Below are 20,086 nucleotides of genomic sequence, written 5' to 3' on the forward strand. Positions count from 1 at the left end.
TCAATAGGAAAAAATTCACATATATGGGGCGCTCTTTATATGCAATTGAAAACATATTAATAAGACTAATGGGGCGAGGAGATAAATGACTTATAAATTCAAAGCCCGTCTGAGTTCCGAATGGGCGCTGGAAAAACCGTCGGGCGCGGTATTGCCTTTGAGCGAGGTCATCAGGCTGCTTGCCGCCGTCGACGCCACCGGGCATATCGCCGGCGCCTGTAAGGCCTGCGGGGTGTCGTACCGGCATGGCTGGGGCCTGCTGCGCAACGCCGAAAAGGAATTCGAGGCGCCGCTGCTCGAAACCTCGCGCCGGCAGGGCACCAAGCTGACCGCGTTCGGGCAGCACCTGATCTGGGCCAACCGGCGCGTCGATGCGCGCCTGATGCCCACCCTGGAAAGCATGGCGTCCGAACTCCAGGAGGAGCTCGAGCGCCTGTATCCCGAAAGCCAGCCGCGCCTGCGCCTGCATGCCAGCCACGGCTTTGCCGTGGAAGGCTTGATGCAGCTGGCCAACGGCCTGGACATGCTGCCCCTGGAATTGCGCTACCGCACCGCGATCGAAGCGCTGGCGTCGCTGGACCGCGGCGAGTGCGACCTGGCCGGCTTCCAGGTGCCGGTGGGCGAATTCGAAGCGCCCATCCTGCAGCGCTACAATGAATGGCTGGATCCGGACCGGCACAGGCTCATCCATTTGGCGGTACGCAATACCGGCATGTTCGTGCAGGCGGGCAACCCCAAGAACATCACTTCGGTGGCCGACCTGGTCAAGCCGGACGTGCGTTTCGTCAACCGGCAGATCGGCTCCAGCACGCGCTCGCTGGTGGGACTGATGCTCAAGCAGCTGAATATCGACACCACGCGGGTGCAAGGCTTCGACAGCAGCGAATTCACGCATATGGCGATCGCGGCGCACATCGCCAGCGGCATGGCCGACGCGGGCATAGGGGTCGAGACGGCGGCATGGCGCTGTGGCTTGTGGTTCATTCCGCTGGCCAAGGAGCGCTACTTCTTCGCCGTCCATCGCGATACGCTCAATGCGCCGCAAATGCAGCGCCTGCTGGATCTGATGAAGGGCGAGCAGTACCGGGAGTATGTGGCGCAGCTGGTAGGCTATGACGCCAGCTGTCTGGGCAGCGTGCAGACGCTGGAAGAAGCCTTTGGCGCGGCATTCACGAAATCGCTGCCGAGCGCCCGCAGAGAGTTTATGATTAAGCCATGAGCAAAGTGATTTTCCATGCGGACTCCCGTTACGCTGCCATTGCTGCGGCGCCATCGGCGGCGCCCGGGGCGGGCGCGGCGTTGCTGGACGCCAGGCGCCGTCCCTTGCGCGATCTGCGCATTTCGGTAACCGACCGCTGCAATTTCCGCTGTACGTATTGCATGCCGCGCGAAGTGTTCAACGCCCACCATGAATTCATGCCGCATGGCGCCTTGCTCAGCTTCGAGGAAATCACGCGCGTCGCGCGCGTGGCGGCGCAGCTGGGCGTGCAGAAAATCCGCTTGACCGGGGGCGAGCCGCTGCTGCGCAAAAGCCTGGAAGCGCTGGTCGAAATGCTGGCGCGCCTGAGCACCCCGCAGGGGCGCCCGCTGGAAGTGACGCTGACCACCAACGGCACCTTGCTGGCGAAAAAAGCCCAGGCTCTCAAGGACGCCGGGCTGAGCCGCGTGACGGTCAGCCTCGATGCGCTGGATGACCACATGTTCGAACGCATGAGCGACAGCCAGGTCAGCGTCAAAAGGGTACTGGAAGGAATAGATGTAGCGGCGCGCGTCGGCCTGCCGGTCAAGGTGAACATGGTGGTGCGCAAAGGCCTGAACGACGGACAGATCCTGCCCATGGCCCGCCATTTCCGCCATTCGGGCCACATCCTGAGGTTTATTGAATTCATGGATGTGGGCAGCACGAATGGCTGGAACCTCCGGGAAGTCCTGACCGGCGCGGAAATCCTGCAACGGATAGCCGCCGAATTTCCGCTGGAGCCGGTGCAGGCCGGCTACCGCGGCGAGGTGGCCAATCGCTGGCGCTATGCCGACGATGGCGGTGAAATAGGCCTTATCACCAGCATGTCGCAGCCGTTTTGCGGGGATTGCACGCGCGCGCGCCTGTCGCCCGAAGGCAAGTTGTTCCTGTGCCTGTTCGCGTCGCAGGGCCATGACCTGCGGGCTCTGTTGCGCGGCGGCGCCGGCGACGGCGAAATCGCGGCGCGGCTGGCGGGGATATGGTCCGCGCGCGACGATCGTTATTCGGAGCTGCGCGGCCGCGCAACGCAGGCCGAGGAAAAAATCGAAATGAGCTACATCGGCGGATGATAGCCCGGAGCGACCTGGCGGGTCTTATCCTGGCCGGCGGCCAGGGCCGGCGCATGCGGGCGGCCCCGGACGCGCAAGCGGTGGAAAAAGGCTTGCTGGAACTCGACGGCCTGCCCTTGATCGAGCATGCCCGGCGTTTCCTGGCGCCCCACGTGGGGCGGATCCTGGTCAGCGCCAATACGCAGCTGGATGCCTATGCGCAATATGGCGCGGTGGTGCCCGACGACCCGGCCCTGGGCGCCTATGCGGGACCGCTGGCGGGGGTCGCCAGCGCGCTGGGGCGCTGCGGGTTTTCCTGGCTGCTGGTGATGCCCGTCGACGTGCTCCAGCCGCCGCCCGATCTGGCGCGGCGCCTGGGCGCCGCGGTCGGCCTCGACGGTCCGCGCATTGCCTATGCCAGCACCGCGCAGGGTGTGCATCCCCTGTGCATGGTGCTGCATTGCAGCCTGAGGCAGAGCCTGTATGACTTCCTGCAGGCGGGCGAGCGCAAGGTGCAGCTGTGGCAGCAGCGCAATGGCGCCGTGCCGGTCGTGTTCGACGGCGCGGGCGACGCCTTTTTCAATGTCAATACGCCGCAGGATCTGGCGCGCGCCAGGGCCCGGCCGGACTAGCCGGCGCGCGATCGCTTCAGGCCAGCCAGTGCTGCAGGTCGTAATAGGGCACGACGTCGCCGTCCCGCACGACCGTATTGGCGGGAATGCGGGCGAAGCCGGTGGCCCAGGGCAGGGAGCTGATGATGCCCGAGCCTTGCTGCGCATAGGGCTTGAGCAGCGGCTGGCCCTGGGCATTGAATTCGGCGCGCACCCGCAGGAATTCTTCGCGCTTGTCGTTGAATGACTTGACGGTGGCGAGCCTGCCGTATTGCACATCGGGCGTGATCTGCGCGCGCCCTTGCATGCCGCGTATCAGCGGCGACACCAGCACGGCGAAAACCGCGAAGGCCGATACGGGGTTGCCGGGCAGGCAGACTATGGGCTTGGCATGGGCGTGGGCCAGGGCTACCGGCTTGCCCGGCTTCATGCAGACGCGCCACAGGTCCAGCGTGCCGCCATATTGCTCGATGGCGGGCTTTACCAGGTCTTTTTCGCCGACCGACACGCCGCCCGCGGTCAGGATCAAGTCGCAATCGGCGAGCAGCGTCGAAAACGCGGCCTGCAGGGACTCCTGCGTGTCCATGGCATGCAGCACGTGCACGACGCTGGCGCCCATGTTCTGGACCAGGCTCGCCAGCATCGTGCCGTTGGAGTTGTAGATCTGCTGGTTGGCGCGCGGCTGCCCGGGCTGGATGAGTTCGTCGCCGGTGGTCAGTATGCCGACTTTCAGCCGGGCGTAAACCGTCACTTCGGCATAGCCCTGGGATGCCAGCAGGGCCATTTCGGCGGCGCGCATCAGGCTGCCTTTCGGCAGCATCTGGTCGCCCGTGCGTATGTCTTCGCCGCGCAGGCGCATGTGCGAGCCCTTGGGGGGCAGTTGCCTGATCTCGAACTGGTTGTCGATTTCGATGCCGTCCTCCTGCATCACCACGGTATCGGCGCCTTCGGGTATCAGGCTGCCGGTGAACAGCCGTATGGCATTGCCTTGCTGCAGCGCCTGCGGCTGTTCGCCCGCGAAGCAGCGCTGCTGGACCGGAAAGCGCCGGCCGGGGGCGTAGTCGGCGTAATTGATGGCATAGCCATCCATGGCGCTGTTGTCGGCCGGGGGGAGATCCAGCGTGGCGAACAGGGTCTGGGCCAGAATGCGGCCCCGGGCCTCGTGCAGCGGGCAGCTTTCGCTGATGCTTGGAGGCTTGCCGGCGGCGGCGAGGCGGGATTGGGCGACATCGAAATCAAGCATGGCGGAGACGCAAAAAAAGGGGTTTGCAAACGGAGCGCGGCCGCGGGGCGGCCGGCGCTATTTTCCTATGTGCCGGCAAGATAGTGGGTACCGAAGTTGCACGGCCGGTGCGTGCTGTCGAGCTGTTCCTTGATGATGCCTTCCCACGCGGTCCTGCAGGCGCCGGTCGAACCCGGCATGCAAAAGACCAGCGTATCGTTGGCCGAGCCGGCAAAGGCGTCGGATTGCAGGGCCGAACTGCCGATGTCCAGGTAGGACAGGTGCCGGAACAGTTCGCCGAAGCCGGCGAAGGTCAGGTCCAGCAGCGGCATGACGGCGGCGGCGGTGGATTTCCCGTGGGTGTAGCCCGTGCCGCCATTGGCCAGGATGATTTGTATGGCGTCGTCGGCGATCCAGTCGCTGAAGACTTTGCGCAGCTGGTACAGATTGCCCTGGCTGACGGCGCGTTTCACGCAGCGGTGCCCGGCCGCCGCCAGGCTGTCGGCCAGGTAGTCGCCGGAAGTATCGCTGGACGCGTCGCGGCTGTCGGAAATGGTGAGAACGGCGCAGTTCAATGAAACCGCTGGCTTGCTGGTGTCGGCTTTGCTCATCGATGTCCTTCAGGCTTGGCTGGGCGTGTCCCATTGTTCGGTTTTATGCTGGTCGGCTTCGTGCTGCTGGACCCAGAATTGTTCGCCGCTGGCCAGGGTCTCGCGTTTCCAGAAAGGGGCGCGGGTTTTCAGGGCGTCGATAAGGTATTCGCAGGCGGCGAACGCGTCGCCGCGATGCGCGCTGGCCACGGCGACGAAGACGATCTGGTCCTTCAGGCGCAATTCGCCGACCCTATGCACCACCACGCAGTCCAGCACATTCCAGCGCGATTGCGCGGCGGCGCACAGCGCTTCGATTTCCCGTTCGCACATGCCGGGGTAGTGCTCCAGGAAGAGGGACCGCGTGGGGGCGTTTTCGGCGTAGTCGCGCACGTATCCGGTAAAGCTGACGATAGACCCCGCCTTGCCCGCGGTGCCGCTGCGCAGGCGCGCCGCCAGGGCTGCGGCGTCGAAATCGGCTTCCTGTACGATGACCATGGCCTATCCTCCGGTAACCGGCTCGAAGACGGCGACCTCGTCGCCCGGTTCGATGAGGCGGTCGTGGCCCACGTGATATTGGTTGACGGCGAGCTTGAGCCGTTTGACGGGGGCCAGTTGCGGGTAGCGGGATTCCAGCTGGGCGAGCCAGTCGGCGCCCGTCAGCGCCCGGGCCAGCGGCCACTGTTCCTCGCGGATTCTGGTCAGTTCGGCCACCTGCGCGAAATACAGGACCTTAATCGTTGTGCCATTCGCCACTTTTGCCTCCCGACTTGTAGCGCAGCCTGATATGTTCGAGCACTATGCCTTTGTCGGCGGCCTTGCACATATCGTAAATGGTCAGGGCCGCGACGCTGCATGCCATCATGGCTTCCATTTCGACGCCGGTCTTGTAGTCGCTGCGGCAGGTCGTCGTGATGACTATGCTGTGCGTGGCGTCGTCCGGAAAGAATTCTATGCCAACGAAGCTCAAGGGCAGGGTATGGCACAGCGGAATGAGCTCGGCGCAGCGCTTGGCCGCCAGCACCCCGGCCACCCGGGCGGTATTGAGGACTTCGCCTTTGGCGTTGGCCTGGGCCGACAGCAATTGGTAGGCGCCGGCGCCCATGCGGACCCGGCCTTCGGCGATGGCGCTGCGCCGGGTGTCGGCTTTGCCGCCGACATCCACCATGCGCACCTGGCCTGATTCGTCGAGATGGCTGAGTGCGGCGCGGCCCGTGGGAGTATTGCTCATTGCGGTATATCGAAGGACATGATGACCGTCCTATGATATACGATTCCTGCGCGGGCGGAAGCCCGCCGGCCCGGCCCGCGGCGAGCCGGGCGTTCAGGTGGTGTCCAGGGCCTTTTCCACATCCCCGTACTGGATGCTTTTATCGCTGTGGAAGCCATGCATCAAGGCCTGGAACTTGGCGCCGCCCCTGGCCGACCGGGCTGCCACGAGTTTTCTGCCTTCGAGCATGCCGAGCTCGAACAGGGCGTCGAATTCGCTCAATGCGTAGCCATGCTCGGCGGCATAGCGCATGAGATGGCTTCTGGCGGTCTTGCGGTGCTTGTGGCGGTCTTCTTCGGTGGCGCCGGCGGCATCGGCCGCGCCATTGGCCGCGCCGCACATCAACACCCATTGATCGAGGGAGATGTCGCGCTCGAGGCGGGAAGCGGCGTACGCGCTTCCCAGCAGCGACATGGAAAGGATGGCGGCGGATAATTTGGGCAGTATCAAAGTAAACTCCTGTTTGTGCGGAGCGATTCGAGGCTGTTTGCGGATTGCGGCAAGGCCTTCTTCTGGGTGCTAGGATGCCACACATTTTCGGCGCGTATCATTACGAAACTGTTAATGAACCGGATCGTTTTGTAATTTGGATATGTAGTTCCGGCATAACCGGCTTGTGGCCGGCGTATGATTGCAGTTCCAGACGGCGCCTTTCGGCGCCTTTCCTTCTATAAGCAATACCTGTGGAGAACGCTTATGTCTATTCAAATCGGTGACCGGGTGCCGGACGGCACATTGGGCGAATTCATTGAAACCGCGACCGAGACATGCGCCATTGGTCCCAACAATTTCCAGGTCGCCGATCTGGTCAAGGGAAAAACCATTGCCCTGTTCGCCGTGCCCGGAGCCTTCACGCCCACGTGCTCGGCCAAGCACTTGCCGGGCTATCTGGAACTGAGCGATCAGCTCAAGGCCAAGGGCGTGGACGAGATCTGGTGCGTGGCGGTGAACGACCCCTTCGTCATGGGCGCCTGGGGGCGCGACCAGGGCGTGGACGGCCGTGTGCGCATGCTGGCCGATGGCAGCGCGGCCTGGACCCGCCAGATGGGCCTGGACTTCGACTTGTCGGCGCGCGGCCTGGGCGTGCGCTCGCAGCGTTATTCGGCCTTGATCGTGGATGGCGTCGTCAAGCAGCTGAATGTCGAGAAGGCCGGCCAGCTTGAAGTCAGCGACGCCCGGACCCTGCTGGACCAATTGGCATAGTCTTCGTTCACTTCCTGGATCTGCGACCCTTGTGATAAAGACGATCGCTTCATTTTTTTCGCTTTATCTGGCCACATTGCTGTTGTTGGTCGGGTCGGGGCTCTTCAACACCTATCTGGGCCTGCGGCTGACGGCCGTATCCGTATCGGAGGTATGGGTAGGGGCCCTGATCGCGGTTTACTACCTCGGCCTGGTCTTTGGCGCGCGCATAGGCCATAAAGTCATCATCCAGGTCGGGCACATACGCGCCTATGCGGCTACTGCCGCCATAGTCACGGTGACTGTCCTGGCTCTGGCCCTGGTGGACAACCTGTGGGTATGGCTGGGGTTGCGCTTTGTGGCCGGCGTCGCCATGGTCACCCAGTTCATGGTGCTGGAAAGCTGGCTGAATGAACAGACGGAAAACCATCAGCGCGGCCGCGTGTTCGCCTTCTACATGGTGTGCTCCAGCATGGGAACCGTGCTGGGGCAGCTGGCGCTGATGCTTTTTCCCAAGCTCGACTACGAGCCGCTGGTCTTCGTCGCCATCTGCTCGGCGCTGTGCCTGGTGCCGGTCGCCCTGACGCGCCGCCTGCATCCCGCCCTGCAGGTTCCCGCGCCCATACAGATCAAATACTACCTGTCGCGGGTGCCCCTGTCCCTGACGGTGCTGTTCGTCGCCGGCACGATAGTCGGGGCGTTCTATGGCCTGGCGCCTGTATATGCGGTCAAGCAGGGCTTGTCCAGCAACCAGGTCGCCATGTTCCTGGCCGCGGCCGTGGCATCGGGGCTGGTATTCCAGTGGCCGGTGGGCTGGCTGGCCGATCGCATAGACCGGGTGGGGATGATACGCGTGAACGCGCTCATCCTGTGCGTGGTTTCCATCCCCTTGTGGGGCTGGTGGAGCTTTCCGTATTGGGCGCTGCTGCTGTTTTCCTGCGCCTTCGGCATATTGCAGTTCACCCTTTATCCTCTGGGGGCCGCCTTCGCGAACGACAACGTCGACCCGGAGCGGCGCGTCGGCCTGAGCGCCATCCTGTACATGGTGTATGGGCTGGGGGCCTGTGTCGGGCCGCTGATTGCCGGCTTGTTGATGCGCGAACTGAATCCCAGCGTCTATTTCATCTTCGTTTCGGCCAGCGCCGCCGTGCTGGTGATATTCATCCGGCCGCAGCGGGTCACCGGCGCCAATCGCAGCGAGGACGCGCCAACCCATTTCGTGCCTATGTCCGACAGTCTGCAAAGCTCCAATGTGGTCGCCGCGCTGGACCCGCGCGTCGACCTGGAAAGCGACGTGTCGCACGACCCCGTGCAGGACGGGGATGCGGACCCGAAGAAGGAAATCATGCCGGCGCCGTGAGCGCGCGCGGCACGGGTTGCCGCGACCTTATTTCGGAATCAGCACGATGATGGCCGCGATGGCCAGAGCTATGCCCAGCGCATTTACCCACGATAGCTTTTCCTTGAACAGGCCGGCGCCGACCAGCGTGCCCAGCGATATCACGCCTATGTTCATGGCCGAGAAAACCAGGGTGGGATTTTGCGGGAAGACCTGGTGGGCGCGGATGTAGAAATAGATATTGCCGAAATTGAGCAGGCCCAGCAGCGCGCCCGCCACGATATTGCGGCGCGCCCAGGCGGTGCGCCGGGCGAGCAGATACAGGAAGATGAGCACGCCGGCCAGGGCAAAGGCCACGAACAGGCTGCTGGAAAACACGGCGCCGCTTTTGGCGAGCTGCTTGAACAGGATGTCTATGGCGCCGTAGCCCACCCATACCGATAACAGCAGCGCCACCGCCGTGCCGCTGCCGCCCGCCGCGCCGGCCTGGCGCGGCCGGGCCAGCAGGCAGCCAAGCGCGGCCAGGGCGACGGCGATTCCGGCCATTTTGCTGCCCGACAGGGCTTCGCCGAACAGCAGGAAGGCCGCCATCAGCGGAATGAAAAGCGAAAGCCGCTGCGCGGCGTCGCTCAGCACGATGCCCGCGTGGCGCACGGCGCCGGCCATGGCCAGGAAAATGGCCGGCAGCAGCACGCCCAGCGCTATCAATACCCACCATGGCGTGCCTGGGTCCAGCAAGGACGCCGGGTGAGGGCGCAGGATGAGCAGGCACAGGCTGGCCGCCACCGCGTAGTTGACCGCGATGGCCTGCTCGATCTGGAGGTTCTGCCGGCGGGCCATTTTCAGCAGCACCGACACGGCGACGCTGCACGCCACGCTGATAATCAAGGTATACATAAAAATCCGGTTCTTCTATTGCTTTGCTGCGCGGCGCCTGGTTTGTGTGCTTACAAGGCTGCGGTCAGGCCGAGCCGTTCGAACAGCGCCTTGTCCTGCAACAGTTGCGGGTTGCCGGTGGTAAGCAGCATGTCGCCGTAGAAAATCGAGCCGGCGCCCGCCATGAAGCAGAGGGCCTGCATGGTGTCGCTCATTGCTTCGCGCCCGGCCGAGAGCCTTACCACGGCCTTGGGCATGGTGATGCGGGCCACGGCAATGGTACGGACAAACTCGAAGGGGTCGACGGCCGGCGTGTCGCTCAAGGGGGTGCCCTCCACCTTGACCAGGTTGTTGACCGGCACCGACTCGGGATAGGGCGAAAGATTGGCAAGCTGGGCGATCAGGCCGGCGCGTTCGCGGCGCGATTCGCCCAGCCCGATGATGCCGCCGCAGCAGACATTGATCCCGGCGGACCGCACGCGCTCCAGGGTATCGAGGCGGTCCTGGTAAATGCGTGTGGAAATGATGTTGCCGTAGAACTCGGGCGAGGTATCCAGGTTGTGGTTGTAATAGTCCAGGCCGGCGTCGCGCAGCCGCTGCGCCTGCCCGTCCTTGAGCATGCCGAGGGTGACACAGGTTTCCAGGCCCATGGCTTTCACCGCCCCGACCATTTCGGTCACGGCGTCGAGCTGGCGCGCGGTCGGGGAGCGCCATGCGGCGCCCATGCAGAAGCGCTGGGCGCCGCCTTCCTTGGCTTTCGCGGCGGCTTCCAGCACTTGCGCCAAAGGCATGAGCGGCTCGGCTTCGACCTGCGTGTCGTAGCGCGCCGACTGCGGGCAGTAGGAGCAGTCCTCGGAGCAGCCGCCGGTCTTGATGGACAGCAGGCTGGACAACTGCACCGCGTTGGGCTGATGGTGCTTGCGGTGCTGGGTCTGGGCCCGGAAAAGCAGGTCCAGGAAGGGAAGCTCATAGAGATCCACGATTTTTTGCACGGTCCAGCGGGGAACGGCGGCGGCTGCCGGGGATAGGGGTGTCAGGGTAGTCTGGGTCACAATCATGCTCGATTAGGGGGCTGCGCCATAGGTCTGGCCTATGGTAGGGCTAGGCGCAGGGCCGCGGCAAGATGGATGTTGCGGCGCGAACGACTGTAAAAGAGCGTAGTTAGCGTAATTTTCGCCGATAATCGCGCAATTTGCCTGGATCGCTTGTCGAAGAGCCGTCAATCCGGCGCCAGGCGGAATTGTGTCCGATTGTTATATCCGCGGCTGCCCGGTCCACACCAGTTCCGGCACCGCGTCCCTATCGGCATATACGAAAGCCAGCTGGCGAAATCGCCGGGCCAGCGCCTGCCCCTGCGAGCGGCTGATTCCCAGCACCGCCACAGTGGGCTCGGAAGGCCCGTCGCCGTCCGCCGCGCTATTTTCTCCATTGAAACAGGGCAGCCCCAGCGCGCGGACGGCCCGCCGCAGCGATTGCTGGGCGCGGCGGTTTTCATGGTCGGAAGCCGTGATGGCGCAAGGATTGAAAGCGGTGAGTATGGCAATGCCGGGCTGGCCGTATTGCGTCAGCAGCGCGGCCAGCCCGGCGCTGTGCCGCCCGATGCGCAGGGTGAGGCGGGCGCCGGGCGCATGCACGGCGTAGTTGGCGTTCTGGAACGCGGCGAGCAGGGCTTTATTGATCTGTATCAAAAGCAAATCCAATAGTCGGCGCCGCCGCGGGCGGCGCTTGATATGTATCAAAATTCTTCATGGCTTCCCCTTTCACAATGGTCCCACATAACCCTACGTCAAACATGGAGAATAGAATGCAGCTACGTTTACGCAATGTCGTCCTGGCTTGTCTGGTGACCTCCGGCGCTTTCGCCGCGGCCCCGGCGGCGGCCCATGAAGCCGGGGATTGGCTGCTGAAAGCCGGCGTTACGCATGTCAAGCCCAAGTCCGATAATGGCGATGTCCTGGGCAATGTGCAACTGGACGTCGGCAACAGCACCCGCCCCAGTTTCACCCTGACCTATATGGCGACCCGCAATATAGGGGTCGAACTGCTGGGCGCCTTCCCGTTCAAGCACGATATCGGCGCCCAGGGCGTGGGCAATATCGGCTCCACCAAGCACCTGCCGCCCACGCTCAGCCTGCAATGGCACTTCCTGCCCGATGCCCGGGTGCAGCCTTATGTGGGCGTGGGCCTGAACTACACCACTTTCTTCAGCACCAAGAGTTCGCTGGGCGATCTGGACCTGGCCGATTCCTGGGGCCTGGCCGGGCAGGTGGGCGTCGATGTCAAGCTGAATGAACGCTGGTTCCTGAACGCCGATATGCGCTATATCGACATTTCCTCGAAAGTGAAACTGAACGGCCAGCGGATAGGCAAGGCCCAGATCGACCCGTGGGTCGCCACGGTCGGCGTCGGCTACCGCTTCTAGGGCCGGCCCGCGATTTCGGCGGCGGCGATCGCCGAGGCGGGAAGCATGGCGCCGTGGCCCAGGCCTGGAAATTCGCGATAATCCACTCGCAGTCCTGGCCTGCCAGCCAGGACGGCAGCCAGGCTGCGCAGGTCGCCCGCGGTGGCGCGCGGGGCTGCGCCGGGCGAACGCAGGCTTTCGGCGGCGCCCGCCATCAGATGCAGTTCGGCTGGATGTTTGCCGCAACATGGCGCGGCATCCAGCGACAGCATGCTTTGCGCCATAAAGGGGGCGTGCCACCACAAGGACGGGCTGGCCGCCACATAGCGCTGGAAGGCGCCCGGCCGGGCGCGCAATGCATGCAGCACGAACAAGCCGCCGTAGGAATGTCCATACAGGGTCTGGCGGGTGTCATCGACGGGCGCGGCGGCGCGCACCAGGGGCTTGATGCGCAGCTCGATCAGGTCCAGCAAGGCATCCGCTCCGCCATTGCGGCGCTGCGCCGCCCGGGGATCGGGCGTGCCGTCGTCGCCGGCGCCAGGCAGGCGCGGCGTGTAGTCCCAAGCCCGCGCATCGCCATCCAGGCGAGCCTCCACGTCATAGCCTATGCCCACCAGCACCGCGCGGCGGGCCAGATCGCCGCGTCCGGCCGCCGCCAGCGCCTGGAAGGCCGCATTGCCGTCCAGCATATAAAGCACCGGCCAGCCTTGCGCCGGCGCCGCGCCTTGGGGGTAGGCTAGATACAGGCGCAGCGCGCGCCGTCCATCGCCGCGCGGCAGCACGATTTGCTGGACCACGCCCAGGCGGCCCAATTGCGCGCGCAGCTGGGCCGGCGGAACGCCCGCGCTTTCGCTCGGCCGGGCCGTCGCGGCGGGCGCTGCCATCAGCAGCGCCCAGCATATGAAGAAGAATGTGGCAAGGGAGAGCGGCATCGCGCGGCGGCGGGAATGAACAATTTGCATGGATAAAGGCCGGTAGGGATAAGCCGGCTCAGGGCCGGCGATCGGCCGCCACTCCCAGCCTGAGCCAGCAGGGCAGCACCTCGTTTTCAAAGTCCGCCAGCGCGTGGGCGAAGGCCGCTGTCGGCCTGGCCGGCAGCGCCGCCGAAAGGCGCCGCCAAGCCTGCCAGGCCCGGTCGGCGATGGGTGCGGCGCCGCTGCCGGCGCCTTCATGCAGCGCCAGCCAGGCCGCCATCTGCGCCAGGCTGGCGCTGATGGCGCTGCCCAGGGCCGGCGCTGCCAGCCATTGTATCGGCCGGCCTTGCAAGGCGGCGCGGCACAAGGCCAGGTTCAGCGCCTGCGCCGGCCGGGGATCGGGCGCAGCGTGCAGTATCGGATGGGCTATGCCGGCGCCTGCCAGCAGTTGAAAGGCCGCATTCAGTTCGCCGGGCTGCGCCGCATAGGACGGCCACGCGGCGCAGCGATCATAGCGGATGGCCTCTCGCGCCAGCGCCTGGCGCAAGGGGCCGAAATAGGGTGCCGATACGGCAGCCAGGGCCCGCGCGTCGGCCGCCTGATCCCGCGGCGCGGGAAGGCGGTGCAGGCGCTGCCGCAGCAGCGCCTGGCGATGGGCCGGCTCGTCCAGGCGCGGCGGACCGCCAACGCGCTGGTAAATGTCATGGCGCAACGCCTGATTGGCGGCAAATGCCCTGGCGCTCTCGCGCAGCGCGGCACCCGGCAGGCCGGCCAGCAGCGGGCCGGTTTGCGCGGGAAGGGCGATGGCGTCGATATTGTCAGCCGGCTGGGCGGCGCCCAGCCAGGAGCAGCCGCCATCAGTCCAGTCGCCTACGACCTGCCCCACATGCTGGACTTGCCAGTGCTCGGCCAGCAGGTCGTGGACCAGGTATGCCGGGTCGCGGCCGGCGGCGTCATCCAGCGCCCCAAGCAGCTCGGGACGGCTGGCCAGCCAGGGGGCGCCGGCATGGCCCAGCGCCCGCAATTGCGCCAGCGCCGTGGCGGCGCGCCGGGGGGCATCGCCATCCGCGGCGCGCGCATATTCGCGCAGCAGGTTACGTACAGGCACCATTTCGGTCATGCCCGGATAGCATGGGTAGCTCAGGTACACCAGGCCGCCGGGCGCCAGGAAGCGCCGCACGAATGCGCGTATGGCCTGCTGATTGGATGGCGAAACCCAGGCGTAGACGCCTGTCAGGACGATATAGTCGTAGGGTTCGCGCTGCCCCGCGGGCGCCTGCGCCAGGTCGGCAAAACTGCTCTGCTGGAAGCTCAGGTTGCCCAGCGCCGCGCTGGCGGCCCAGGCCCGGCCGGCCGAGATATGGGCGGGGTTGAAGTCCACCGCATGGAAGGCGGCATGCGGGTTGGCGGCGGCCAGCAGGGCGGCCCCCAGCCCCGGGCCGCAGCCCAGTTCGCACCAGCGGTAGGGGCGCGACGGGTCGGGGGCGCTGCGGCCCAGGCCGCCGGCCACGAAGTGCAGCCAGGCGGGCGCGGTGCCGCGGTGGAAGCGTTCGGCATAGCCGACTTCGCCGGTATAGCCGTCCAGGTCAGCTTGCATCTTGGGTAAGCCGCTGCGCGGGCCTCGGTTAGGGGGTGTGCCGCCCCTGCTTAGAACGAAGCCGTCATGGTAGCGTAATAAGCCCGCCCTGGTTCGTTATAGGTGGCCGCTCCCGCCGAACTGGCATTGCCTTCCCGATATAATTTCTTGTCGAACAGATTGGCAACGCCGACGCGAAAGCGCAAGTTCTTGTTGACTTCATAGCCCGCGCTCAAGCCGGCCAGCGCATAGGGGCTGATGGTGTCGAGCGCCTCGCCGGTCAATGCTTCCCCGGTGCGCACATTGAACGATGGGCCTGTCTGCTTGCCGTAATAAGTGACGTTGGCCTGGAACGACAGCTTGGAGCTATAGATCCAGTCCAGCGTGCTGTTGATGGTGTATTCGGGAATGACGCTAAGCGGTTCGCCCGTGGACTTGTTCTTGGACTCTATCATGTAGGTGAAGTTGGTGTTCCAGTCCAGGCTGGGCGTGAGGGGCAGGAACAGATTGCCTTCCACGCCTTCGACCACGGCCTTGCCGCTGTTGGACCATTGCAGCACGCGAGCGCCGTTGGGCAGGCGGTACAGCACGCTGGTGTCGGCCACGATCTTGTTCTTGTAGTCATTGCGGAAATAGGCCGCGCTGGCGCGCCAGGTTCCTGGGTCGTACTCGAAGCCTATTTCCTTGTTGACGCTGATTTCGGGAGCCAGGTCCTCGTTGCCGACCAGGTAGCAGCCCTGCGAATTGGTCTCGGAAGCCAGGCAGCCGTTGCCCATGCTGTAGAGCAGGTAATTGGGGTTGGACTGGTACAGATTGGGCGCTTTGTAGGCGCGCGCGATGCCGCCTTTGAGCCGCAAGGTATCCGTGGCGTCGAACGACGCGTTCAGGCTGGGGCTCCAGTTGCTGCCGAATTCGCTGCTGTGATCCAGGCGCACACCCGGCGTCAATGTGGTGCGATCGCCGGCTTCGATGTTGTCTTCCAGGAAGATCGCATAGCTGTCTTGTTCTGTTTTCGGGTCGCGGTTGCCCTGGCCCGTGTTGCCGATGCTGCCGCTGGTATAAGTTTGCCGCGTGCCGGATGGGTCGTCCAGGGTCTCGCGCAGCCATTCCGCGCCCACGGTGGCAACCTGCTTGAAGCCCAGGTCGAAGGGCAGGTTGATTTCCCCGGCGGCCCGCAGGTTTTTCAGTCTTGCCGTGTCCCATCCCAGGTCCGTCGGCGCGCCTTCCGGTCCGCCCGCCAGGCCTTCCGCCTGCCGCGCATTGCGCGTGTAGTCGTACCCGAGCGACGCGCGCGATGTGCCCCATTCATAGTCGCCGCGGTGCGTCAGCGCGAAGTTCTCGCGGTACATGACATTGGTTTCTTCCCCGTACAGGCTGTCGGAGAATTCGCTGTTGGCGTTGTTCATGGTGTCGCCCGCATACCGATTACCCTGGCGGCTGAAGCCGAGGTCCAGGTCCACGGTGTTGCTGCGGTCGGGCCGCCATGAGAAGAGCGCGTTCATGTCCTTGTTGACGACGCCCTCGCGCCCCGATGTGCTCGGGTCGCCGGTGACGCCGGCAGGGGCTCTGCCGGCGTTGATGTCGCGCGCATCGGCCTGGGTCTTGTTGTAGTTGCCGTAAACCCGCATGCTGAGCGTGTCCGTGATGGGACTGGACAAATGCATGTTGACGCGGTTGGTGTTGCCTTCCTTGCTGTCTTCCGGCTGGTTGTGATAATAGGTGATGGACCCGCTGGCCTTGTCGGTCGGACGCTTGGTGATGATGTTCACCACGCCGCCCATCGCGCCCGAGCCATAGCGCGCGGCGGCGGGGCCGCGTATGACTTCGATGCGCTCGACCTCTTCGGCGGGCACCCAGTTGGAGTCGCCGCGCGTATCGCGGTCGCCGTTCCAGCCATAGCGCACTGCATTGCGCGAGGTCGTGGGCTTGCCGTCGATGAGGATCAAGGTATTTTCCGGGCCCATGCCGCGTATGTCGATCTGGCGGCTGTTGCCGCGCGCGCCGCTGGCGCTGTTGCCGGTCAGGTTCACGCCCGGCTCGCGGCGGATGAGGTCGGAGAGGTCATTGACGGGCGGGCGGCGCGCGATCTCTTCGGCGGTGATGACGGACACCCCCAATGATTCCTTGATTTCTTCCTCGGCGGTGCCGAGCACCTGGATGGTTTCCATTTCATGGACCTGGGACGCGCCCTGGGCCTGCGCGCCGGTCTGGGCCAGCGCGGCGCCGGACAGGGCCAGAGCGACTGCGGCGCTCGCGTATTGCAAGGGGAAATGAGTGGCGGGCATGCGTATGTGTTCCTGGCGCGTTTGCGGGTTTGTTGAGAATGATTTCTAATAGCATTTGTCGTTCAGAATTATGTCAGCCATTTCTGGGGGCAGGCACTTCCAGATCACCGAAAACCTTTGCGCTATCCTCATTCCCGTCATGATCCACGCCGCGCCGCTTTTTTCCTCATCCGCCTCCAAGGCCGCCGACATGCCGCTTGCGCAGGCGGCATATGGGCAGGCGCAGCCCGCGGCGCCGCAGTACTACCCGGCAGGGGCGGGCCACGGCTTGTTCGATGGCCTGGTCGAAACGGTCGAGCTTGCCGAGGGGCTGATCCTGCATCGCGTCGATGCGCGCGACATGCAGGGAGTGGCCATTCAAGGCGTCGTGAAGCCGGGCTTGCGGATTGCGCTGGTGGTGGGCGGCAGGGTCGAGGTCAGCATCGGCGGGCACCGATTGCTGCTCGGGCCGCAGGCCGCCGGGCGCTTGCGCGGCGCGGTGATGTCTGTGGCCGAACCCGCCGCTTTCTTGCGGCAATCACGCCGCGGCGACGTGGAGCGCACCGTCAGCCTCACCATGGCCGCGGATTGGCTGGAGAGCCGTCTGGGCGCCGAATCGGCGGCCTGCATGGCGTTCGCGCGGCGCCATTTGTCGGTGTGCCCCTGGCATATCTCGGCGCAGGCGGTGGCCCTGGTCGAACAGATGCTGGGGCCGCCCGCCCTTACGCCTTCCCTGTGGCGCATGTACCAGGAGTCGCGCGCGCTCGATCTGGCGGTCGAGGCGCTCGCGAACCTGGAAGGGGTGGCGCCTGAAATCGCGGCTGCGGGCTTGCGCAAGCGCGACCGGGTGCGCATGGAGCAACTGCGTGATCTGCTGGACAGCGGCCAGGCCGATGCGCTGAGCCTGGACGAGATCGCGCGGCACGTCTGCGTCAGCGCCAATACGCTGCAACGCCACTTCAGCGCGGTGTGGGGAACGACCGTGGTCGCCTATCTGCGTGAATCGCGCCTGGCGCGGGCCCGCCGGGCGCTCGAGCAGGATGGCGTCAGCGTGGCGTATGCCGCGTGGCTGGCGGGCTACTCCAGCCCCGCCAATTTCGCCACCGCCTTCCGGCGCCGCTACGGCATGCGGCCCGGGCTGGCGGCCATGAGCCTGCGCAGGGTCCTCGGGTGCACAGAGTAGCGGGCCGCGACGTCCTGGATGGGCGTATTGCGCTGGATCGACAATATGGCTTCGGCGCATTGGCTGGGCGTCAAGGAGCGCCTTCTGCCCATGTGCTTGCCATTGGCCCGCGCCGCAGCCATGCCTGCCTTGGTGCGCTCACTGATCAATGAACGCTCGAATTCAGCCAGAGCCGCCATCATGTGGAACAGCAGCAGGCCCCCCGAAGTGGTCGTGTCGATGTTTTCCGTCAATGAGACGAAATGGACATTCTTTTTTCCCAGTTTGTCGATGGCGTCCACCAGGTAGCGCAGTGATCGCCCGAGCCGGTCCAGACGCCAGACGACCAGCGTGTTGCCGGGTTTCAGCCTTTTGAGCAGGGCATCCAGGCCGGGCCGGGAGGCTATTGCGCCGGATATGCCCTTGTCCGTGTATATGTAGGCGCACTGCGCCTTCTTGAGCGCCGCGACCTGCAAATCGAGGTTCTGGTCTTCGGTTGAAACTCTTGCGTATCCGTATTTGGTATCCATGATGCTCTTTAATGTATCTACCTCCGACTGTTGCCGCGCCGGTTAAGCCGCAAGCAGCGACGGGGGACGATTGTCTGTTGGGGGGCCGTCCTCGCGGCCTTCTTGGGTAGAAGCGGACGCTGCGCGTATTTCAGGCCCATGCTAGGCGCATCATTCCGGCTGCTTGCGGCAGAGCGCGTGGGCAGCATTGCTAAAGATTGATGGCCGAGACAGTATGGGCGGCTCTTCGCATTGATTCTGGCGGGGGCTATTGCAGCACGAATGGCCTGGGACCAAGCGTTGCAAAATGTTGACAAAAGCGTCCCCTTCTGGCGTCAACGATAACGCAACAAAAAATGTCATATAGGCCACCTTGTTTAGGGCATTTGTCTGATACGGTCGCATCGTGACAGAAGGGGAGCCTTTTGTCCTTTTCCATGCGGAAGCAATGAGGCCAGGCAACAGTGGCAAGGCCTCCTGCGGACCGTGCCGGCCGTGCCGCTGCGGTCCCTTGTGCAAGGGACCGGCATGGCCATGCTGAACGCAAGCCGGCATATGCTGGGGCGGTATGCTGCGCCGCGCGCGGCACGCCATGATTGCGTGCTGATTTACATAAACAATTTATGGGAACTGTCCGATGCCTACGGGCAGGATTTTTATCGCGCCGCCTTCGAGGCGATGCAGGAGCGCTTGTCCCGGCATGGCGTGCAGAGGCGCTCCGTCACGCTTGCCGGCGAATATATCTGCGTCGACTTCCAGGACGCCAAGCCGCCCGGCCGGGGCTACGATGACCTGCTCGCGGAGCATATCAAGGCAAGCCTGTCGTATGAGCCGGTAGTCCAGGGCCGGCACAGCGTCTACCTGGAAGTCCTGGTCGCGTTCGCGGACAGGAACGCGCCGAGTTTCGACAAACTCGTCAAGGCCAGGCCGGTTGCGCCCGGCGCGGTGGCGCCGCCGGATCCCCAGGACCAGGAAAACCGCCGCCGCGCGTATCGGGCGGATATGTCGCTGGCCGGCGATTTTCTTCATGCCCTGGGCGCTGGCCGGATCGCATTGGCCTTCCAGCCGGTCCTGTCCGTCTATGGGGCAAAGCCAGTGCTGTACTACGAATGCCTGCTCAGAAGGCTGGCTGCGCCGGGCGGGGGCGAGGCGGTTTCCTGCGCCGACGATGTCGGGGCTCTGGAGCGCTTGCGCATGGTCGACAGGCTGGATCGCAGCGTGCTGTGGGCGGCCATCCAGATCCTCAAGTCGAACAAGGCCATACACCTGGGGTGCAATGTTTCCGCGCTGTCCATGCAGCACGATTCCTGGTGGCGCTTGTTGTTCGCCCAGTTGTGGCGCGATCCAGGCCTGGCGCGGCGCCTGACCCTGGAAATCACCGAGACCAGCGCGGTTCCACACGTGGACGAGGCCGTGAACCTGATTCATTCCTTGCACCTGTACGGCTGCAAGATCGCGATCGACGATATGGGCGCCGGCTACAGCACGCTGGATTTCGTGGCCAAGTCACGTCCGGATGTGGTCAAGATCGACCAGTCTTTCCTCAGCGGCCCGGGAGGCCGCCCGCGTTCTCCCGAACTGTTGCGCAAGCTGGTCAGGCTATGCGCGGACTACAGCCCCTGCGTCGTCGTCGAGGGGGTCGAGACCGAGGACGACTTGAAGGCCGTCATCAGCTCAGGCGCGAATGCCGCGCAAGGGCTCTTCCTTGGAAAGCCCTCTGTGATGGCCGACTGGCTGCGCGCGCCGGCGCTGGTCCGGGACGCATTCGGGCCCGGCCATCCAAGCACATCGGGCTGACCGCATTTTTCATATCAACTTTTCCAGCCGGAAGTTTCAGATCAAGGACGCACTCATGGGCACACAATACACATATCGGAATCG

Annotated in this window: 21 protein-coding genes; 8 read left to right on the forward strand and 13 right to left on the reverse strand. The window is 64.6% G+C overall.

Features of this window, described 5'->3' with window-relative positions:
* The first annotated feature begins 85 nt into the window (after positions 1-85).
* Genes BUB23_RS25080 through mobA form a run of 3 tightly spaced genes read left to right on the forward strand, consistent with a single transcriptional unit; the run spans position 86 to position 2,921 of the window.
* Positions 86-1,219, forward strand: a complete 1,134-nt coding sequence (locus BUB23_RS25080; protein WP_073109801.1) for a substrate-binding domain-containing protein — start codon at positions 86-88, stop codon at positions 1,217-1,219.
* Positions 1,216-2,310 carry a GTP 3',8-cyclase MoaA gene (gene moaA / locus BUB23_RS25085; RefSeq protein WP_073109808.1) on the forward strand — a complete coding sequence of 365 codons (1,095 nt, stop codon included), beginning with the start codon at positions 1,216-1,218 and terminating at the stop codon, positions 2,308-2,310. Before BUB23_RS25080 ends, moaA begins: the two co-directional genes overlap by 4 nt.
* Positions 2,307-2,921, forward strand: a complete 615-nt coding sequence (mobA, locus tag BUB23_RS25090; RefSeq protein WP_084136250.1) for a molybdenum cofactor guanylyltransferase MobA — start codon at positions 2,307-2,309, stop codon at positions 2,919-2,921. The genes moaA and mobA overlap by 4 nt, the downstream gene beginning before the upstream one ends.
* A 16-nt stretch (positions 2,922-2,937) precedes the next feature.
* On the opposite strand, the gene BUB23_RS25095 is transcribed toward mobA, so the two are convergent.
* From BUB23_RS25095 to BUB23_RS25120, 6 genes are all read right to left on the reverse strand, one after another.
* The gene (locus BUB23_RS25095; protein ID WP_073109814.1) at positions 2,938-4,143 is read right to left on the reverse strand and encodes a molybdopterin molybdotransferase MoeA; all 1,206 of its coding nucleotides are present in this window, start codon (positions 4,141-4,143) and stop codon (positions 2,938-2,940) included.
* Positions 4,144-4,208: 65 nt separating this feature from the next.
* Positions 4,209-4,733: a molybdenum cofactor biosynthesis protein B gene (gene moaB, locus BUB23_RS25100; protein WP_073109818.1), complete on the reverse strand. Its 525-nt coding sequence runs from the start codon at positions 4,731-4,733 to the stop codon at positions 4,209-4,211.
* A gap of 9 nt (positions 4,734-4,742) precedes the next feature.
* Entirely contained in the window at positions 4,743-5,210 is a 468-nt protein-coding gene (locus BUB23_RS25105; protein WP_073109822.1) for a molybdenum cofactor biosynthesis protein MoaE, read from the reverse strand.
* 3 nt (positions 5,211-5,213) lie between these two features.
* Positions 5,214-5,468 (reverse strand): MoaD/ThiS family protein, encoded by a 255-nt coding sequence (locus tag BUB23_RS25110; RefSeq protein ID WP_073109827.1) that lies wholly within the window; start codon positions 5,466-5,468, stop codon positions 5,214-5,216.
* Positions 5,446-5,943 carry a cyclic pyranopterin monophosphate synthase MoaC gene (gene moaC / locus BUB23_RS25115; RefSeq protein WP_073109831.1) on the reverse strand — a complete coding sequence of 166 codons (498 nt, stop codon included), beginning with the start codon at positions 5,941-5,943 and terminating at the stop codon, positions 5,446-5,448. The genes BUB23_RS25110 and moaC overlap by 23 nt, the downstream gene beginning before the upstream one ends.
* A gap of 93 nt (positions 5,944-6,036) precedes the next feature.
* The gene (locus BUB23_RS25120; RefSeq protein ID WP_073109836.1) at positions 6,037-6,432 is read right to left on the reverse strand and encodes a hypothetical protein; all 396 of its coding nucleotides are present in this window, start codon (positions 6,430-6,432) and stop codon (positions 6,037-6,039) included.
* Positions 6,433-6,678: 246 nt separating this feature from the next.
* Here BUB23_RS25120 and BUB23_RS25125 point away from each other — a divergent pair, with 246 nt between their 5' ends.
* Both BUB23_RS25125 and BUB23_RS25130 read left to right on the forward strand, forming a co-directional pair.
* On the forward strand, positions 6,679-7,185 hold the full coding sequence (locus BUB23_RS25125) for a peroxiredoxin (protein WP_073109841.1): 507 nt from the start codon (positions 6,679-6,681) through the stop codon (positions 7,183-7,185).
* A 31-nt stretch (positions 7,186-7,216) separates the two neighbouring features.
* The gene (locus tag BUB23_RS25130; protein ID WP_073109845.1) at positions 7,217-8,524 is read left to right on the forward strand and encodes an MFS transporter; all 1,308 of its coding nucleotides are present in this window, start codon (positions 7,217-7,219) and stop codon (positions 8,522-8,524) included.
* Between the two features lie 27 nt (positions 8,525-8,551).
* Here BUB23_RS25130 and BUB23_RS25135 read toward each other — a convergent pair whose 3' ends face one another.
* From BUB23_RS25135 to BUB23_RS25145, 3 genes are all read right to left on the reverse strand, one after another.
* A complete protein-coding gene (locus tag BUB23_RS25135; RefSeq protein WP_073109850.1) occupies positions 8,552-9,400 on the reverse strand; it encodes a hypothetical protein in 849 nt (282 codons plus the stop codon).
* Positions 9,401-9,450: 50 nt separating this feature from the next.
* On the reverse strand, positions 9,451-10,437 hold the full coding sequence (bioB, locus tag BUB23_RS25140; protein ID WP_073109854.1) for a biotin synthase BioB: 987 nt from the start codon (positions 10,435-10,437) through the stop codon (positions 9,451-9,453).
* A gap of 195 nt (positions 10,438-10,632) precedes the next feature.
* On the reverse strand, positions 10,633-11,067 hold the full coding sequence (locus BUB23_RS25145; RefSeq protein ID WP_178372398.1) for a DUF3293 domain-containing protein: 435 nt from the start codon (positions 11,065-11,067) through the stop codon (positions 10,633-10,635).
* 116 nt (positions 11,068-11,183) lie between these two features.
* On the opposite strand from BUB23_RS25145, the gene BUB23_RS25150 reads away from it, so the two are divergent.
* Entirely contained in the window at positions 11,184-11,801 is a 618-nt protein-coding gene (locus BUB23_RS25150; protein ID WP_073109860.1) for an OmpW/AlkL family protein, read from the forward strand.
* Here BUB23_RS25150 and BUB23_RS25155 read toward each other — a convergent pair.
* The 3 genes from BUB23_RS25155 to BUB23_RS25165 form a co-directional block, all read right to left on the reverse strand.
* Positions 11,798-12,664, reverse strand: coding sequence for an alpha/beta hydrolase (locus BUB23_RS25155; RefSeq protein ID WP_245801385.1), 867 nt, complete (start codon positions 12,662-12,664; stop codon positions 11,798-11,800). The genes BUB23_RS25150 and BUB23_RS25155 overlap by 4 nt on opposite strands.
* A 106-nt stretch (positions 12,665-12,770) precedes the next feature.
* Entirely contained in the window at positions 12,771-14,291 is a 1,521-nt protein-coding gene (locus tag BUB23_RS25160) for a methyltransferase regulatory domain-containing protein (protein WP_073109866.1), read from the reverse strand.
* Positions 14,292-14,341: 50 nt separating this feature from the next.
* Positions 14,342-16,555 (reverse strand): TonB-dependent siderophore receptor, encoded by a 2,214-nt coding sequence (locus BUB23_RS25165; RefSeq protein ID WP_073109868.1) that lies wholly within the window; start codon positions 16,553-16,555, stop codon positions 14,342-14,344.
* 70 nt (positions 16,556-16,625) lie between these two features.
* Here BUB23_RS25165 and BUB23_RS25170 point away from each other — a divergent pair, with 70 nt between their 5' ends.
* Positions 16,626-17,717 carry a helix-turn-helix transcriptional regulator gene (locus tag BUB23_RS25170; RefSeq protein ID WP_245801386.1) on the forward strand — a complete coding sequence of 364 codons (1,092 nt, stop codon included), beginning with the start codon at positions 16,626-16,628 and terminating at the stop codon, positions 17,715-17,717.
* Here the strand turns inward: BUB23_RS25170 and BUB23_RS25175 are convergent.
* Positions 17,654-18,226 (reverse strand): recombinase family protein, encoded by a 573-nt coding sequence (locus tag BUB23_RS25175; protein WP_073109871.1) that lies wholly within the window; start codon positions 18,224-18,226, stop codon positions 17,654-17,656. The genes BUB23_RS25170 and BUB23_RS25175 overlap by 64 nt on opposite strands.
* Positions 18,227-18,733: 507 nt before the next feature.
* Here BUB23_RS25175 and BUB23_RS26530 point away from each other — a divergent pair.
* Positions 18,734-20,002: an EAL domain-containing protein gene (locus BUB23_RS26530; protein WP_143161134.1), complete on the forward strand. Its 1,269-nt coding sequence runs from the start codon at positions 18,734-18,736 to the stop codon at positions 20,000-20,002.
* Positions 20,003-20,086 lie beyond the last annotated feature (84 nt).

The organism is Pollutimonas bauzanensis, assembly GCF_900129885.1.
Classification (GTDB): Bacteria; Pseudomonadota; Gammaproteobacteria; order Burkholderiales; family Burkholderiaceae_B; genus Pollutimonas; species Pollutimonas bauzanensis.